The sequence below is a fragment of the Pedobacter sp. UC225_65 genome (assembly GCF_042698365.1).
GTDB lineage: Bacteria > Bacteroidota > Bacteroidia > Sphingobacteriales > Sphingobacteriaceae > Pedobacter.
Map to the genome: position 1 here is coordinate 441,550 of NZ_CP170550.1, position 15,662 is coordinate 457,211.

Annotated in this window: 17 protein-coding genes, 1 tRNA gene and 2 pseudogenes; 9 read left to right on the forward strand and 11 right to left on the reverse strand. The window is 37.2% G+C overall.

Going from position 1 to position 15,662, the window contains the following annotated elements; translation table 11 throughout:
* Positions 1 to 670: 670 nt before the first annotated feature.
* Genes ACFJIZ_RS02300 through ACFJIZ_RS02315 form a run of 4 tightly spaced genes read left to right on the forward strand, consistent with a single transcriptional unit; the run spans position 671 to position 5,146 of the window.
* Positions 671 to 1,357, forward strand: a complete 687-nt coding sequence (locus tag ACFJIZ_RS02300; RefSeq protein ID WP_379090299.1) for a carboxypeptidase-like regulatory domain-containing protein — start codon at positions 671 to 673, stop codon at positions 1,355 to 1,357.
* A complete protein-coding gene (locus tag ACFJIZ_RS02305) occupies positions 1,354 to 1,851 on the forward strand; it encodes a hypothetical protein (protein WP_379090301.1) in 498 nt (165 codons plus the stop codon). Before ACFJIZ_RS02300 ends, ACFJIZ_RS02305 begins: the two co-directional genes overlap by 4 nt.
* A 19-nt stretch (positions 1,852 to 1,870) precedes the next feature.
* A complete protein-coding gene (locus ACFJIZ_RS02310; protein ID WP_379093847.1) occupies positions 1,871 to 3,718 on the forward strand; it encodes a SusC/RagA family TonB-linked outer membrane protein in 1,848 nt (615 codons plus the stop codon).
* 30 nt (positions 3,719 to 3,748) lie between these two features.
* Complete coding sequence (locus ACFJIZ_RS02315; RefSeq protein WP_379090303.1) at positions 3,749 to 5,146, forward strand: RagB/SusD family nutrient uptake outer membrane protein; 1,398 nt, start codon at positions 3,749 to 3,751, stop codon at positions 5,144 to 5,146.
* Between the two features lie 358 nt (positions 5,147 to 5,504).
* Here ACFJIZ_RS02315 and ACFJIZ_RS02320 read toward each other — a convergent pair whose 3' ends face one another.
* The 3 genes and pseudogenes from ACFJIZ_RS02320 to ACFJIZ_RS02330 all read right to left on the reverse strand — a co-directional run bounded on the left by ACFJIZ_RS02320 (position 5,505) and on the right by ACFJIZ_RS02330 (position 8,678).
* Positions 5,505 to 5,738 (reverse strand): hypothetical protein, encoded by a 234-nt coding sequence (locus ACFJIZ_RS02320; RefSeq protein WP_379090305.1) that lies wholly within the window; start codon positions 5,736 to 5,738, stop codon positions 5,505 to 5,507.
* A 116-nt stretch (positions 5,739 to 5,854) separates the two neighbouring features.
* Entirely contained in the window at positions 5,855 to 6,766 is a 912-nt protein-coding gene (locus ACFJIZ_RS02325) for a DUF5103 domain-containing protein (protein ID WP_379090307.1), read from the reverse strand.
* Between the two features lies 1 nt (position 6,767).
* Positions 6,768 to 8,678 (reverse strand): annotated as a pseudogene (locus ACFJIZ_RS02330) (ABC-F family ATP-binding cassette domain-containing protein).
* Between the two features lie 288 nt (positions 8,679 to 8,966).
* On the opposite strand from ACFJIZ_RS02330, the gene ACFJIZ_RS02335 reads away from it, so the two are divergent.
* The 4 genes and pseudogenes from ACFJIZ_RS02335 (at position 8,967) to ACFJIZ_RS02350 (ending at position 11,274) form a co-directional block, all read left to right on the forward strand.
* Positions 8,967 to 9,377 (forward strand): Rrf2 family transcriptional regulator, encoded by a 411-nt coding sequence (locus ACFJIZ_RS02335; protein WP_379090309.1) that lies wholly within the window; start codon positions 8,967 to 8,969, stop codon positions 9,375 to 9,377.
* Positions 9,378 to 9,431: 54 nt separating this feature from the next.
* Complete coding sequence (locus ACFJIZ_RS02340; RefSeq protein WP_379090311.1) at positions 9,432 to 9,956, forward strand: NAD(P)-dependent oxidoreductase; 525 nt, start codon at positions 9,432 to 9,434, stop codon at positions 9,954 to 9,956.
* On the forward strand, positions 9,947 to 10,078 hold the full coding sequence (locus ACFJIZ_RS02345; protein WP_379090313.1) for a hypothetical protein: 132 nt from the start codon (positions 9,947 to 9,949) through the stop codon (positions 10,076 to 10,078). The genes ACFJIZ_RS02340 and ACFJIZ_RS02345 overlap by 10 nt, the downstream gene beginning before the upstream one ends.
* Positions 10,079 to 10,240: 162 nt before the next feature.
* Positions 10,241 to 11,274 (forward strand): annotated as a pseudogene (locus ACFJIZ_RS02350) (quinone-dependent dihydroorotate dehydrogenase).
* 11 nt (positions 11,275 to 11,285) lie between these two features.
* On the opposite strand, the gene ACFJIZ_RS02355 reads toward ACFJIZ_RS02350, so the two are convergent.
* From ACFJIZ_RS02355 to ACFJIZ_RS02375, 5 genes are all read right to left on the reverse strand, one after another.
* Entirely contained in the window at positions 11,286 to 11,744 is a 459-nt protein-coding gene (locus ACFJIZ_RS02355; RefSeq protein ID WP_379090315.1) for a GyrI-like domain-containing protein, read from the reverse strand.
* A gap of 123 nt (positions 11,745 to 11,867) precedes the next feature.
* A complete protein-coding gene (locus ACFJIZ_RS02360) occupies positions 11,868 to 12,515 on the reverse strand; it encodes a helix-turn-helix transcriptional regulator (RefSeq protein WP_379090317.1) in 648 nt (215 codons plus the stop codon).
* Between the two features lie 59 nt (positions 12,516 to 12,574).
* Positions 12,575 to 12,940, reverse strand: a complete 366-nt coding sequence (locus tag ACFJIZ_RS02365; RefSeq protein ID WP_379090319.1) for an iron chaperone — start codon at positions 12,938 to 12,940, stop codon at positions 12,575 to 12,577.
* A gap of 186 nt (positions 12,941 to 13,126) precedes the next feature.
* On the reverse strand, positions 13,127 to 13,564 hold the full coding sequence (locus ACFJIZ_RS02370; RefSeq protein WP_379090321.1) for an SRPBCC domain-containing protein: 438 nt from the start codon (positions 13,562 to 13,564) through the stop codon (positions 13,127 to 13,129).
* 5 nt (positions 13,565 to 13,569) lie between these two features.
* Positions 13,570 to 13,899, reverse strand: coding sequence for an ArsR/SmtB family transcription factor (locus ACFJIZ_RS02375; protein WP_379090323.1), 330 nt, complete (start codon positions 13,897 to 13,899; stop codon positions 13,570 to 13,572).
* Between the two features lie 135 nt (positions 13,900 to 14,034).
* Between ACFJIZ_RS02375 and ACFJIZ_RS02380 the strand changes: the two genes are divergently transcribed.
* Complete coding sequence (locus ACFJIZ_RS02380; protein WP_379090325.1) at positions 14,035 to 14,355, forward strand: hypothetical protein; 321 nt, start codon at positions 14,035 to 14,037, stop codon at positions 14,353 to 14,355.
* Between the two features lie 144 nt (positions 14,356 to 14,499).
* Here the strand turns inward: ACFJIZ_RS02380 and ACFJIZ_RS02385 are convergent, their stop codons facing one another.
* From ACFJIZ_RS02385 to ACFJIZ_RS02395, 3 genes are all read right to left on the reverse strand, one after another.
* Positions 14,500 to 14,676 (reverse strand): spore protein, encoded by a 177-nt coding sequence (locus ACFJIZ_RS02385; protein WP_379090327.1) that lies wholly within the window; start codon positions 14,674 to 14,676, stop codon positions 14,500 to 14,502.
* A gap of 40 nt (positions 14,677 to 14,716) precedes the next feature.
* Positions 14,717 to 14,787: transfer RNA gene (locus ACFJIZ_RS02390), tRNA-Cys, on the reverse strand.
* Positions 14,788 to 14,857: 70 nt separating this feature from the next.
* A complete protein-coding gene (locus ACFJIZ_RS02395) occupies positions 14,858 to 15,604 on the reverse strand; it encodes a TrmH family RNA methyltransferase (RefSeq protein ID WP_379090329.1) in 747 nt (248 codons plus the stop codon).
* Positions 15,605 to 15,662: the final 58 nt, after the last annotated feature.

Genomic DNA, 15,662 nt, shown 5'->3' on the forward strand with positions numbered 1-15,662 from the left:
AGAATCCTCAAAAGCTAAATTCCAAAATTAGAGAGAAATTTGCTGTTAAACTGTTTTGGAAATCTGTCGGTCTGACAAATAAAGAAATTTTATATTTTCTATCTTTTTTATAGTCTTTTTTGTCAATTCTTTAAAATAAATTCTAAGAAAATCGTTTTAGGTGTCTGTTAAACCCTATTGATTAGATTTTTTATGATAATATACAATTTTGATAGGCTAACTATTCTTAAAATACCTTGTTGTTTTTGATATTTTAAAAATTTATGATAAAAAATGTCAAAATGCCAAGTTAAATTATGTTTAATTACGAGTTAAGCAAATAATAATCCTAGAAATTCATTTTTTCTTCATGATTAAATTGTATACCTAAATTATTACATTAATTATTTTTTAGTTAATTCTTATAACTATATATTTGGGAGATGCCGATTTCTTTGGATTTCGAACATTTACGCCAAACATTAACTTAACCAAAACAAAACCACAAATGAAAATTCCGCCGTAGCTTGAACAGCTATAAGTACGGTGCTTAGAGCATTGGTACTGGGTTTACTATGCCTTTTATCTATACAGCTTTATGTGATGTTTAAAACATCGATACGGAGCTTGCTATGTCTTGGCATTACCCACTTAAACAATTCATTAAATCATTTTAAGTAATTAATAAATTATGCAAAAACAGCTATTTTTGGAAGAAAAAATATGTGCATTAAATAAATATAATAGGCTTAAACCTATTGCTGCATTTATATTTATTTTCTTATTCAGTTTCTTACCTTTTCATTCATTTGCTCAAAATGGAGGCAAGGTATCAGGTGTTGTAGTAGATGATGATAATCTACCAATGCCAGGTGTTAACATTTATAACACCAAAACCAAACAAACAATTACATCTGGAGATAAAGGTGAATTTTCAATCAACGTAAGTGATTTTCCAATTACCTTAAGTTTTACGATGGTTGGTTATGCCAAACAAGATCTTACTTTTAATAAAACTATTTCCGACCTTAAAGTAAGACTTGCTGCAGATAACAAACTGAATGAGGTAATTGTGGTAGGTTACGGAACTACAACCAGGTTAAAGAACACAGGTTCTGTTGGTAAAGTAAGTGGTGAAGCCTTGGTACAACAGCCAATCAGTAATCCGGTATTGGGTATGCAAGGTAGGGTTGCGGGTGTGTATATGACAACTGCCAGTGGTGACCTTGGTGCCAATGTTAACGTATCCATCAGGGGTACAAATACAATTGCATCTTCATCAAGACCATTATATATCATTGATGGTGTGCCTATGCCTTCAACAGGATCAACAACAGTGCCTACGGAGGTGCTACAGGTCCACATAGTCCGTTCATGAACGTTAACAGTGCCGACATTGAAAGTATGGAAGTACTAAAAGATGCCGATGCAACTGCTATTTATCGGACTAGAGGTGCAAATGGTGTTGTATTGATCACCACTAAAAAAGGTAAAGGTGGTTCAACTAAAATAAACGTCGATTTTTACAAAGGTTACCAAAATGCAGTTAACAAATTGAACTTGTTGAATACACAAGAATACATTCAAATGCGTAAAGATGCCTTTGCTGCTGATGGAGTTACAATGACACAGGCCAACGCTTATGATGTGCTTTTGTGGGGTGACCAACGTTATACCGATATGCAAGATTTGATATTTGGAAAGACCGCTGATGTAACTGATGCACAATTCAGCATACAAGGTGGTAACCAAAATACACAATTTATTTTCGGTGTAGGTTATAGAGATGACAATGGAGTTTTGATGGGGAAAAACAATCAACGTAGAGGTACCTGCAAGGTTAAACATCAACCACACTTCAAGCAACAATAAATTCACGTTAAACTCTACCATTAACTATAGTTCTACCAAAATGATATCTATTGGTACAGGTGGTTTTGATTTTTCTTGGATTGCACCAAATATGCCATTGGTAAATGAGACTACTGGTTTACCTTATTTCTATGGTACCGCAAGTAACGCACAAAGTCCTTTGAAATTTACATATAGTGATACCGAATTGTCTAACTTCAACTTTATTGGAGCTGCAACATTGGGTTATAGAATATTGCCTAACCTACAGGTAAAACTAGATGCAAGTTTCACACGTTTGGATTACCGTGGTGTAGAGAAATACAGAGCAGGTTATTTAAATCCTAACTCAAACTTGGATTATAAAAACTTTGCTACTTTTGGAAACGATTACCAACATACTTACAATATCGAGCCTCAGCTTAACTACAACACAAAAATTGGTAAAGGTAAATTAACTGCCTTGTTGGGTGGAACTTTCCAAGAAACAGTTGCGGGTGGACAAGTAATACAAGGTAGAAACTTCTCTTCAGAGTTGTTAATGGGTGCTTTAGCAGCTGCAGGTACCATTCCTTCATATAGTACATCTTATAGCCAATATAAATTCAATTCTGTTTTTGGTAGATTAACTTATGATTTTGATAACAAATATGTATTGAATGGTACATTTAGGAGAGATGGTTCTTCTAGGTTCGGACCTTCAAAACAATTTGGTAACTTCTGGGCTATCGGCGGTGCGTGGATTGCTTCCAATGAAAACTTTATCAGAGACAATTTCAAATTTGTATCCTTAGCTAAATTAAGATCAAGTTACGGTCTTACAGGTAACGATGGTGTAGGTAACTATCAATTTATGGAAACTTTTGCTGCAACATCTGAGCAATATAATTACAACTCAGGTTTGTATGCCAACAGATTAGGAAATCCAAACTTTGGTTGGGAAACGAACAGGAAATTTGAGGTTGCAGCAGAGTTGAATTTCTTTAACAACAGAATTACAACCACTACGGCATTCTTCAATAATATTTCAGGTAATCAATTGGTAAGTTATCCTATTGCTGGACAAACAGGTTGGACAAGTTATGTAGCCAATTTAGATGCCAAAATCCAAAACAGAGGTTTTGAGTTCGAAACTACAACAACCAACATCAATGGTAAAGATTTCAAATGGCGTACCAGTTTTAACATCACTACCTTTAGAAATAAATTATTGAAATTCCCTGAACTATCAAAAAGTACTTATTCTAACACCTACGAAATTGGTAAATCAATCAATGTATACCGTCGTTACGAATTTGTTGGAATTGACCCAGCAACAGGTACACCAATTGTGAAAGATTTAGATGGAAATGGCGTGTTTGCTGCTGTAGGTGACTACAGAAGCTATGGCGACTCTGATGCAAGATTTTATGGCGGTTTAGGCAATACATTTAGCTACAAAGGTTTTGAATTGGATGTATTCTTCCAATTTACCAAAAGACCATATGCCAATGGCTATATCAATGGTTCAAATGCAAGTCAGCCAGGTATTTTGTTCAACTTACCAGACTTCTTGCTTGATGGTATCTGGCGTCAACCAGGCGATATCGCAACTAAACCAAGATTATCGAGTGTAAACAGTGGTGCATTTAACCAGGCTTATAGCAGATATAGATTATCTGATGCTGGTATTACTGATGCATCTTATATTAGGTTGAAAAACGTTTCGTTGTCTTATACTTTGCCTACTTCAATAAGCAATAAGATGAAATTGAGCAATGTTAGGGTATATGCTTTGGGACAAAACCTTTGGACCATTACAAACTACAAAGGTTATGATCCAGAAACCCCAGGTACTACTACACCACCAATGCGTACGTTTACTTTCGGTATCGGAGTTTCATTATAATTTAATATATCTAATTTAATTTTTAAGAATATGAAATCTAAATATTTTAAAATAGCATGTTTCTCAGCCGGATTATCTTTGATGACGGTTGCTTCATGTAAAAAGTTTGTAGAAATTGATCCGCCAATTAATGCTTTTAATTCGGCTACAGCTTATGACAATGATGACTTGGTAAGGTCTAACATTGCTGGTTTGCACAGTTATAACTTTATCACGGGTAGTGGATATTATGATACAGACAGTCATCAATATCCTGGTTTTAGTGCTGATGAGATCACCTATTATACTACGGCGAATGATCAGTTTACAGAGAACAATATCCAAGATGCCAATGCCACAAATAGAGGGATGTGGACAGCTCCTTATAAAACAATCTATCAATCTAACTTAATGATTGAGGCACTTGCTAAAGCTAAAACAATATCTGCACCTGTTATGGCAGAAGCTTTGGGGACGGCGAAGTTTTTTAGAGGATTGGCCCACTTGAACTTGGTAAGTATTTATGGAGATGTACCTTTGGTATTGGAAACTGATGTTAAAAAAACAACTTCTTTGCCAAGAACTCCTGCAGCGCAAGTATACAAGCAGATCATTACTGATTTGGTTGAAGCAAAAGCTGAACTTAAAGGAATCAATAAGTCAAGTGCTTATGTAAATGAGAAAAGTACAACTGCACTTTTAGCACGTACTTATTTATACGACAAGCAGTGGGATAAAGCTGCAAATTCAGCTACTGAATTGATCAGTGGTCCGTTAAAAGGAACACTAGCGCTAGAAACTGATGTGAGTAAAGTTTATCAACGTGCGAGCAAAGAAACCATTTTAGCAATTAGTAGTGATGGTTCTGCAAAAACTCGTGTAAATTATACCTACTTGGCTACAATTTATTTACCAGTATTACGTACCACCCATAACATCACTGATGATCTTTATAATGCATTCGAAGCGAATGATAAAAGAAAAGAGAATTGGATCGGTACATGGACCGCTGGTGGAATTACAACTCATTATCCATTCAAGTATAAATTGAAAGCTGCTCCAACTAATACTGCGCTGGCTGAGGATCAGGTTTACATTCGTTTAACAGAAATGTATCTGATCAGAGCAGAAGCATTAGCACAATTGGGCAGAACAGAAGAAGCAATGGACGATGTAAATGCAATTCGTGTTAGAGCTGGCCTTAATACATTGCCTAGAACTTTAGGTAAAACAGATGTATTGTTAGCGGTAGAAAAAGAACGTAGATTCGAATTCTTCACTGATGGACATCGTTGGATTGACTTGGTACGTACCGGACGTGCTGATGCTGTTCTAGGTGCTTTAAAAGGTGCAAAATGGAAAAGCTATGCTCAACTTTATCCCGTACCTGCTAAAGAAATTGAGTTGAATCCTAATTTGACCCAAAATCCAGGTTATAATAAACAATAAGCAATCATTATGAAAAAAGAGGTCGTTAATTATTAACGGCCTCTTTTTTTATGTCTGTATTTTCTATTGAACCAATAAATAATGTCAGTCTGAGCCTGTCGAAGACAATGGCCAACATACAGAATAAAAAATTAATGGAAGAGGTAAGAAGGAAAATGGACTACTTTACCAATGAACTAATGAACTAATGAACCATTGAACCAATAAATAATGTCAGTCTGAGCCTGTCGAAGACAATGAACCAATGGATATTAATGGAAGAGGTAAGAAGGAGAATGGACTACTTTACCAATGAACTAATGAACTAATGAACGATTGAACCAATGACACCAATGACACCAATGAACAATTAAACCAACTATTTCTTAATGTTATTGATATTGCTAAAACCAACCAATTCATCCCATCTGCCACCAGGTTTACGGTAATACACTAAAATCTGATAGCTGTTTTCGGTCTCAAAAAACGAACCTTCAAAAACCGTATCATCAAACTTACCATTCTCGTCAACCCAAACATATTTAAAATCGTATAGACCTTGTTTCAATTTAATGTTGGTATAAAAACGTTTTCTTGATGGCTCATAACCCATTTTGCTTTCGTCATTTAAGGTGTAGTTGTTAAATCTGCCTAAAACGTAAGCATTCCCTTTTGGGGTAGGGGGATTGGCATTTAAAGAAAACAGTACATTCGCATAATCACTGTCCGTTATATTGTCTCTGCCATCTTGGTTTCTAATAAAGAAATTGCCATTTTCATCAAACTGATTGGCATATTTGGTAGAACTGTTGGGCTGGTCGGTAAAAGGATCACATTTAAAGTACTATCCTTATAAAAATCCTGTACGTGCTCTGCCTTATAACGGAAACTACGCATGTCAAACTTTCTAAACTCGTAACCGCCCCAAAATTCATTGGCATTCAATTCGTTGTAGACTAGTGAGCCGTGACGTACAAAAGTAGGTTTGGTATTTACAATTGCAGTTTGAGGAATGCCGTTTTGCATCACTACTGCTTTGATATCCTGATAAGGGTTTTGAATAGGAGCCTGATGGAAGATCGTGAAATTTACCTTCTGTTTGCTCAAACGAAATTGAACCTGACTGCTCGGTACCACCTCGGCACCAACATTCATTACATTGTCAACTACATAAAAACGTTGGGTAACCACAATCTTTTGAGGATTATTGTTCTCATAAACCTTCAACAAATAATTGCCACTGATCTTAGGTTTGATCTGGTCGTTAGGTAAAGTAAGCTGATAATGGGTAAATTTTTGTAGGGTATTAAAAGAATAGCGATAGTTGAAGATAATATCCTCTTTCATGCCATCTAGATAATCTAAAGGATTAATTCGGGTAGGCTTCCAGTCGTTGCTACAATGTTCAACCGTATAACTGTAGTTTTTATTCCCACCATTAAGGTCATCAAAAGCAAAGGTGATCGTTTCTCCACTACGCAGGGCAATAATCGGAAAAGACTGTTCCTTTTTAGAGTTGTAACACTCAACTGTTTTGATATGAGGTTGATAGATTTTATTGTCGTACACCAAAACTGGGTTCTGTGCACCTACGCTTAAATAATAACACGTTAAAATAAAAAATATCAACCCTTTTTTCATACTAAGCTTCTAACTCCATAATTTCACTAGCCAGGTCTTCCCAAACCTTTTGAGCATGGTCTAACAATGCCTTTTCTGCCAAATATCTTTTATTGGTCTCGTCTAATTTATGCTGATTAGAAAATACTTCCTCTTTGGCCAATTCTGCTTCCACTTCTTTAACACTTAGCTCAAAAGCTGCAATCTCTTCCTCAGTCCTTTTCAGTTTTTCGTTCAGTTTTTTAAGCTGTTGTTGGATGTTGGCAGGAGCTGGCTCAGCCACTTTTTTCTTTTCCTCAGTAGTTGGTTTAACAGGGATTGGTTTAGGGGTAGGAATTACCCTTTTGCTATTCCATTCTTCGTATTCAGCATACGTTCCAGGATATTCCTTAATTTTTTCTTCTTCAATGAACCAGATTTTGTTAGCTACATTGTCTAAGAAATACCTGTCGTGAGATACGGAGATAAATGTACCTTCATATTGCTGTAATGCCTGGATCAAGATGTTAACTGACTGGATATCCAAGTGGTTGGTAGGCTCATCCAGGATCAAGAAGTTCGAATCAGTAGTTAATGATTTGGCCAAGGCCACCCTCGATTTTTCTCCTCCTGATAATACCTTGATTTTTTTAAATACATCATCACCTGTAAACAAGAAGCAGCCTAAAATAGAGCGCAGTTCTGTATCCGTATGTTTTGGCGCAAATGCCTGTAGCTCTTCTAAAATGGTATTGTCCAAGTGTAACGATTCCAATTGATGCTGTGCAAAGAAAGTCGTTGTAACATTATGACCAGTTTCGCAAGAACCTTCAAATTTCTCGGTTCCGGCAATCATCCTTAGCAAAGTAGATTTACCTTTACCGTTGGCGCCAATTAAGGCAATTTTGTCGCCTTTTTCGATCAAACCTTCCGCATCTGCTAAAATATCGATATTCGGATAGCTTTTGCTGGCATGTTCAACCCTTACCACGTGTCTGCCTGAAGGTTTGGAGAATTTAAAACTGAAGTTTACCGTAGGGTTGTCATCGTCAACATCTTCCACACGCTCCATCTTATCCAAGGCCTTCATCCTCGATTGGGCCATTTTGGCCTTGCTTGCTTTCGCTTTAAAACGTTCAATTAAACGTTCTTCCTGTTTGATCTTGGCCTGTTGGTTTTTAAATTCTCCTTTTTGGATCTCGCCACGTAAAGCTTTCTCTTCTAGGTAAAAAGAGTAATTGCCTGCATAAACGGTCAGTTTGCCTTTTCTCGATTCTACGGTTTTACGTACAATCTTATCCAAGAAATACCGATCGTGTGATACGATCACAATCGCCCCCTCAAAACCAGCTAAATAGTTCTCCAACCATTTAATAGACGGTAAGTCCATGTGGTTGGTAGGCTCATCCAGTAACAAGATATCTGGCGTTTGCAGCAGGTCTTGGCCAGCATTACACGCATACGCCAACCCCCAGAAAATGTATTTAACGGACGGTGTTGGTCTTCGGTACTAAAGCCTAAACCTGCCAAGATCTCATTTGCACGGTATTCGATGTTATAACCGTCTAAAGCTTCAAACTCTTGTTGTTTGTCGCTCAGTTTATTTAAAACCTCTTCACTGTAATCCGTTTCTATTTGTTTTAAAAGTTCTTCAATTTCATCATGCAATTGGTTTTGACGCTCGAAAGCCTCCATAGCCACATGCAAAATGCTATGATGTGAGTCGTAAGAAAGCAGATACCTGGTTCAAATAACCAATTTTTAAATCCTTTGCCATCGATATGCTACCAGAAGACGGTGCATATTCTCCCACAATTATTTTAAGTAAAGTAGACTTTCCGGTACCATTGGCGCCAATAAGTCCAACTCTGTCGCCCGGCTTGATGTGCCAGTTTGCTTCATCGTATAAGGCCCTAGAGCCAATTAAGAAGGTTAAGTCGTTTATAGAAATCATTTGGCCGCAAAAATACGACTTTTTAAGGCCGTTTTCAAGTCTAAGTTTCTGAAAATTAAGGCCCATCAATAATGGCAAGATCAACCCTGCTTTCCGCTTTACTTCGTGTCCGCTCCAATCAGGTTTAATTTGCAAAGGGGGCAGGTAAAATGTAAGAGGTGTGATGGAAAATGGTTCACTTAAGTTTACATCTTCCATTTACCATCCTCCATCATCTCTTTTCTAGCTATAAATTTGGAAATCAAAAAAATAAACCTACCTTTGTACTGTAATAAATAAAATTACAGAATGAACAACGGAAGATTTGCCATCGCTTTACACATTTTGGTGCTGCTGGATAAAGCGGAGGGCGAATTGTTGTCTTCCGAATACTTGGCTGGTAGCATTAATATCAATCCGGCAATGGTACGTAAAGAACTAATGAGTTTACGTAAGCATGAGTTTGTACAGACCAAAGAAGGGAAAAATGGCGGAACTACTTTGGCACGCGCTGCAAAGGATATTACATTAGGTGCTATTTACAAAAGTGTAAAGCAGGTCTCGTTATTGGGCCACCAAAAAAACAGCCCTAATCCGCAATGCCCAGTTGGCAAAAACATCAATACACATTTAGATAATTTATATAATGACACAGAACAGGTACTAATTGATCAGCTAAGCAAACAAACCTTGGCAGATTTTAGTAAGAAGTTCAATTAGATTTTTTTTAACTTTAACTGTAACAAAATTAATTACAATATAAAAATAAATAAGATGAAAGTAGCAGTAATAGGAGCCACAGGATTTGTAGGCCAAAATTTAGTAAAAGAATTGACCAGCCGTGGTCACCAAGTGATTGCCATTGCCCGGAACACCAGCACTTTAGCTGATCAGGCAGAAATAACAGCTCAACAGGTCGACGTAAATGATGTGCAGGCATTGGCTACTGCAGTTAGCGGAGCAGATGTGGTGGTAAGTGCATTCAATGCCGGCTGGACCAATCCAAATCTATACAACGATTTTCTGAAAGGATCAAAAGATATCCAACAAGCAGTAAAAGCAGCTGGGGTAAATAGATTGATCGTAATAGGTGGGGCTGGCAGTTTGTTCATTGATGGAAACCAATTGGTAGATGGTCCGGATTTTCCAGCCGATTACAAAGCTGGGGCAACTGCAGCAAGAGATTATCTAAACATCATTAAAGCAGAAAAAGAGTTGAATTGGTCGTTTTTTAGCCCAGCCATAGAGATGCACCCAGGATCACAACTGGTAGAACCGGGAACTATCGTTTGGGTTTAGAAAATCCGGTGTTTAATGAAGAAGGTCGTAGCATTTTATCCGTACAAGATTTAGCGGTTGCCATTGTTGATGAGGTAGAAAGCAATAAACATGCGCAACAAAGATTTACGGCAGCATACTAATCCATAAAATAGGAAATGTAAGATGGAAAATGTAGCTATTGGTGCGCTTTCCATCTTATTTTTCCATAGACATAAAGGTTGTGTTACAGCTACAAAAAGTGTTTTTAAACACATTTTTCCTTTTCTCTTTTACATCTTCTATATCTTGCCTATCTTCGTGGCATGTATCGCCTCATAAAGCCAGTCTTTTTTAAGTTCGACCCAGAAAACGTGCATTACTTTGTGGTAAAACGTCTTAAATGGTTTCATGATTATTTCCCTTTAGGCAAAACCATTCTAAGAGGGAGTTATGATATTCATTTAAAAGGATTAGAAAGAGAAGTTTTTGGCATTAAATTTAAAAACCCAGTGGGATTAGCCGCAGGTTTTGATAAAAATGGCGAATACGTAGAGGCATTAAGCAATTTGGGTTTCGGTTTCATCGAAGTTGGTACAGTTACCCCATTGCCGCAACCAGGCAATGATAAACCTCGAATGTTTAGGCTACAGGATGATGAGGCCATCATCAACCGCATGGGCTTTAACAATAAGGGCGTTGATGTAATGGCCGAGCGTTTGCGCTTGCTCAAAGAAAAAGAGCCGCAGATTGTTGTAGGTGGTAACATTGGCAAAAACAAAAACACGCCAAATGAAGATGCCGTAAGCGATTACATCAAATGTTTTGATCGTTTGTTTGATGTGGTAGATTATTTTGTGGTCAATGTGAGCTCTCCAAATACTCCAGGTTTAAGGGCGTTGCAAGAAAAAGAACCATTAAAAGAACTGTTGAACACTTTACAACAGCGCAACCTCAAAAACAACATTTCAAGACCTATCTTGCTTAAAATTGCACCAGATCTTACCAACGAACAGTTAGACGATATTGTAGAAATCGTTAAAGAAACAGGTATCGCGGGCGTAATTGCAACTAATACTACCATAGATAGAAACGGACTTTATGCAGAAGAAAGCATGAAAAGTGAAATGGGTGGCTTAAGTGGCAAGCCCTTAACACAAGACTTACCGAAGTGATCCGCTACCTGGCAGAAAAATCTGAAAGATCTTTCCCGATTATTGGCGTAGGAGGTATCCATTCTCCACAAGATGCCAAAGATAAAATCGAGGCCGGAGCTTCATTGGTTCAACTCTATACAGGTTTTATTTATGAAGGTCCAGGCCTGATCAAACGGATTTGCAAAGAATTGGCTTTGACCTAAGCTACGGTTGATTAACCGACCGCAATATAAATATCCACTTCTGCATCTTCAGGGTTTTGTGCTTTTTCTCCATAAACTTCAAAATCTGCCGTAAATGTTCTTGGTAAACCTGCATTCCAGATTTTTATCCATTCGTTATAAACCAGACCTTGTAATACATTTCCTTTGGCCACATATTTCTTGTAGGTAGCTGTTTCGAAAGTTTTGCCTACCATTCCATCTGGGATAATATCCAGATTTTCAACTTTGCAACCAAGGATAGTTGTGTAGGGTTTGGTGTGGTCTTTTTCATAATCGGTATAGATGCAATAAAGCGAATGGTCGGTTTTGTTTGGAATCTTTTCAGCTATTCCTTCAGCCATAAACTTTTCCCATAGGGCTGGAATATCTGTAGCTGCTTGTTCGTTTTCATTGCTAGTCCTTACCGCAATGCCAATAACATTAAATTTTTGAATTTTTTGAGTGCTCATGATTTTCTGATTTTTGTTGAACCACAAAAGTAGATGAGCTTTTGACAGCCTTATGTCAGGGGTGCTGCAGTAGATTTTGCTTTGCAGATTTCGAAGTATTCTTGTAACGTAAGTTGATGTGGCTCAAACTGCTCGTCGAGTATCGTCAGTTTTTGGAATTCGATCTAACCTAAATGCCCTATACTCTTTCCTTAAGCGACAAAAAGCGATCAACAACCAATTTTCTTGTGTATTGTAGACAGCAAAAGGCTCAACAGTTCTGGTGGTTACCTCATCTTTCTCGGCCGCACGATAAGTGATATTGGTGAGTTTGTAATTGGTCAAGGCCAATTGTAGTGTCGAGAGATAATTGCTAGTTTGGTCGTTTGCTGGATTGTTTCTGAAAACAATACGGTTGGCCAATAAGTTGGCCTTGTCTTTGGTGCCATATTGTAAAACAGATTTGATTTTAGCAATTGCCGCGGTATATTCCTTTACAAAAGAAGAATCTTTGTTTTTTAGGACAAGTTGTTCGGCAGTAATTAAGGCATTGGCTTCGCTTTCGGAAAACATTACTGGCGGAACTCTATAGCCTTCCATCAGTGTGTAGCCTTTCCCGTCTTCGGTAATGATAGGGATATTGGCCTGTTCTAGTGCTTTGATATCGCGGTAAATGGTGCGTAAACTGACCGAAAATTTTTTGGCCAATTCGGTGCCTGTTACCAGCCTTTTGGTCTGTAGTTGGGTAAGTATGGCGGTTAACCTCGAAAGTCGTTTGGTTTCATTGCTCATCTTTCTGTTTTACGGATAGGTGAAACAAAATAAAGACTTTAAAACCAGTAAATTTAGGTTTATTTCTTTTTCTTGGGTTTTTCTAAATTTTGTTTGACCCGATAAGCGGTAATTCTACTGATCAGATCTAATGGCATAGGTTTGTTCAATGGAAATTGTACAGAACCTTTAGCGCCTTTGTAAGCCGATAGCTCTTCTTTAAAAGCTTCAATTCCTTGTGGGGCAGGGTAGAGGCCAATGTGGTTTTTATAACCGGCAAAATGGATCAGGTTACCATTCAACACAAAGGTTGGCATGGCATAGTTGATTTTTTCTTCTGCCATTGGTGCCGCCTTCTTGATGGTGGCACGTACCTGTTCTAAAAGTTTTTGCGTCTCTTCCGGAAAGTTGGCAATATACTCGTCTACGTTTTGAGGTGCATTCATGCTTTAACGATTTTATAAAACAAACTTACAAAGCAATAGGCTAACTTTTGGTAGGTAGACAAGACAATAACAGGGGTTGATTGCGACAAGCATTTTCACAAATACAGCTATGTATCGAAATAAGAAATAACAAACAGCACCATTGTTGGTCAATGGCGCTGTTTCGGAATTGTATAAGCGAATTGATTAGCTTTCTGCAGGCTCTAAATAGTTTTTTAAAGCAGTATGCATAAAATAAGTCCAGCCACCAACAAAACTTGTTTTGGCAAAATCTGGTCCGATACCCTCAAATGTTTCAAGTCCGGTATGTGTTAATCGCAACAAGGTCTGTTCTCCTTTATCAAAAAGCTCCCAGGTTACAAAAGAATTACCAGGGTAATTGTCATATCTCCAACTGTGCGTTAGTTTTTTGCCTTCAATTACCTCAGTTACTTCGCATAAATGTAGGTATTGTGGCCCATTATCAGGACCGCCCGTAAAGTCAAATTTAAATCCAACCTTTGGTTTGAAGTCTTCCAATTGAAAATACCAGCTTTTCATTTCATCCTTGTCGGTAATGGCACGCCACACTTTATCGATGGGTGCATTAAATGTTCTTTCAACAACAACGTTTTCTTTCTTCATGTCGATTATTTTTTAGTGTTAACTTTATTTATATTGCCTGATAAATGATTTTCGAGCGCATCCAATTTGCTGGTCCAGAAAATGCGGTATTGCTCTACCCATTTGGAAACCTCCTGTAGTTTTTGAAACTTCACCTCACAAAACCTTTCTCTACCTTCTTTTTTGATCGCGACGAGGCCACATTCTGTTAAAATTTTGATGTGTTGAGAAATAGCGGGCCTACTGATCTCGAAATTATCTGCAATGGCATTTAAGTTTAACGATTGAGTAGCAATTAAGTTTATAATTTCTCGTCTTGTGGGGTCGGCTATGGCCTGAAATACATCTCTTCTCATTTTATATATGTAAGTGTTTGCTTACACAAATATATAGGTAAGCATTTGCTTACGCAAATTAAAAATCAATTTAGTTTTTTATTTGGAATTATTCTAAATAAGGTGATATTTGTATCGTCAACAATTGAATGGAGTATGTGTAAGAAAACAATGATCGCCCAAAGACAAGGAGTGGCAATTACACAATGTGTAAACTGCAAAACAGTAAATATTTGGAAAACAGGTTTGTTAATGAGGTTTACTTTCGATCAGTTTGATGAGTTTGCAGCAATTACCAGTCGTATCGAATTTGATAATTACGTAGAATATGCTCCAGATGGCACTGAGATTGTAATCCTATCTACACCATGTAATGATATTTGTTTGATGTTTACCAGAGAAGAACTCGATAATTTCGCAGGTGCGATTGAAGAAGCAGTTTATATGCAGCACATCTATAGATTGGTGCACAATTAGGATATGGACAGATAAGGAGCAGGGATTGATGGTTTACTAACTTCTTCTTTCAACTTTACATTTGGGATGGGGGTAGAGCGCACAAAAAAGCATCCCAGAAATAAATCCAAGATGCTTTTTAAAGTCTTAAAAGAAAGAAACAGACTAAGCTTTAGCTGCTAATTGAGCTAAAACAGCATTGTTTTTAGCCAATTGGTCTTTTGTAGATTGTTTAGAACGGCTTCCCAATTCTAGGTTAGTAGCTAATTTTAAAGTTTTAACTTCTAAACGAGAAACTGTTTTATTGTATCTGTCTTTTCTTTTTAATCTTGTTACTGCCATGATAATGAGCTTTATTTTCTTTTAATTATTGTTAATCTTGAGGTCGAGAGCGGATTCGAACCGCTGTACAAGGTTTTGCAGACCTCTGCCTAGCCACTCGGCCACTCGACCTTTTAAATTCAAGGTTGCAAAAATAACAATTATAAGTTAGTATGCAAAGCCGAATGTTTAATATTTTATTTTATTTAAACACTTTGCCCAATTCGCTGCAAAAAATAGCTGCAGATACGGCCACATTTAGCGATTCTGCCTGCCCAATTCTGGGTATAGTTACCGGAATCGTTATTTTTTTGATCAGTTCTTCAGAAATCCCATGTCCTTCATTGCCCAATAAAATTAAGCCCTCTTTACCCCAATTGGTTGTATAAATATTATTGCCCGCTAACAAAGCACCAAAAACAGGCAGTTTTACTTGTTCAAAAAAGGTAGAAAGGTTGGTGTAACTGATGTTTACCCTACACAACGAACCCATGGTAGATTGAACAGTTTTAGGGTTGTACGCCTCAACAGTGTGCGCAGAACAGATAATGTTCTTGATGCCAAACCAATCGGCTGTACGGATAATGGTGCCAAAATTTCCAGGATCTTGTACATCGTCCAATACCAAAGAAAAACAATTGTTTAGTTTTTTAAGGTCCAATTCTTGCTCAGATGGGATATGTACCAATGCCAAAATTCCTTGTGGCGTTTGTAAAGTACTAATCTTCTCCAATTCAACGTTGTTTACTTCAAATAACTTTATATTTGCAGTGTTTTTGGGTAAAGAAGAGAAGTACTGGGAAGTGTAATAAATGCTATGGAGCTGGTAATTGGAGTTTATGAATTCTGTGATAGATTTTATACCTTCAATAATAAATATTCCACTTTCTTTGCGGTACTTTTTTTGATGTAGGGATTTTATAAAACTGATTTGAGATTTTGAAAGCATACAAGTATAACTATAAGCAGCAGGTACAATTTCTTACAATATTACTATTAATTCTTGT

Bases quoted from the DNA above. Each gene is read 5' to 3' on its own strand.
- ACFJIZ_RS02335 (WP_379090309.1), top strand. From the start codon at position 8,967: ATGAACAACGGAAGATTTGCCATCGCTTTACACATTTTGGTGCTGCTG.
- ACFJIZ_RS02355 (WP_379090315.1), bottom strand. From the start codon at position 11,744: ATGAGCACTCAAAAAATTCAAAAATTTAATGTTATTGGCATTGCGGTA.
- ACFJIZ_RS02380 (WP_379090325.1), top strand. From the start codon at position 14,035: ATGTGTAAGAAAACAATGATCGCCCAAAGACAAGGAGTGGCAATTACA.
- ACFJIZ_RS02370 (WP_379090321.1), bottom strand. From the start codon at position 13,564: ATGAAGAAAGAAAACGTTGTTGTTGAAAGAACATTTAATGCACCCATC.
- ACFJIZ_RS02395 (WP_379090329.1), bottom strand. From the start codon at position 15,604: ATGCTTTCAAAATCTCAAATCAGTTTTATAAAATCCCTACATCAAAAA.
- ACFJIZ_RS02375 (WP_379090323.1), bottom strand. From the start codon at position 13,899: ATGAGAAGAGATGTATTTCAGGCCATAGCCGACCCCACAAGACGAGAA.
- ACFJIZ_RS02300 (WP_379090299.1), top strand. From the start codon at position 671: ATGCAAAAACAGCTATTTTTGGAAGAAAAAATATGTGCATTAAATAAA.
- ACFJIZ_RS02340 (WP_379090311.1), top strand. From the start codon at position 9,432: ATGAAAGTAGCAGTAATAGGAGCCACAGGATTTGTAGGCCAAAATTTA.
- ACFJIZ_RS02305 (WP_379090301.1), top strand. From the start codon at position 1,354: ATGAACGTTAACAGTGCCGACATTGAAAGTATGGAAGTACTAAAAGAT.
- ACFJIZ_RS02385 (WP_379090327.1), bottom strand. From the start codon at position 14,676: ATGGCAGTAACAAGATTAAAAAGAAAAGACAGATACAATAAAACAGTT.
- ACFJIZ_RS02325 (WP_379090307.1), bottom strand. From the start codon at position 6,766: ATGAAAAAAGGGTTGATATTTTTTATTTTAACGTGTTATTATTTAAGC.
- ACFJIZ_RS02365 (WP_379090319.1), bottom strand. From the start codon at position 12,940: ATGAATGCACCTCAAAACGTAGACGAGTATATTGCCAACTTTCCGGAA.
- ACFJIZ_RS02320 (WP_379090305.1), bottom strand. From the start codon at position 5,738: ATGGGTTATGAGCCATCAAGAAAACGTTTTTATACCAACATTAAATTG.
- ACFJIZ_RS02315 (WP_379090303.1), top strand. From the start codon at position 3,749: ATGAAATCTAAATATTTTAAAATAGCATGTTTCTCAGCCGGATTATCT.
- ACFJIZ_RS02360 (WP_379090317.1), bottom strand. From the start codon at position 12,515: ATGAGCAATGAAACCAAACGACTTTCGAGGTTAACCGCCATACTTACC.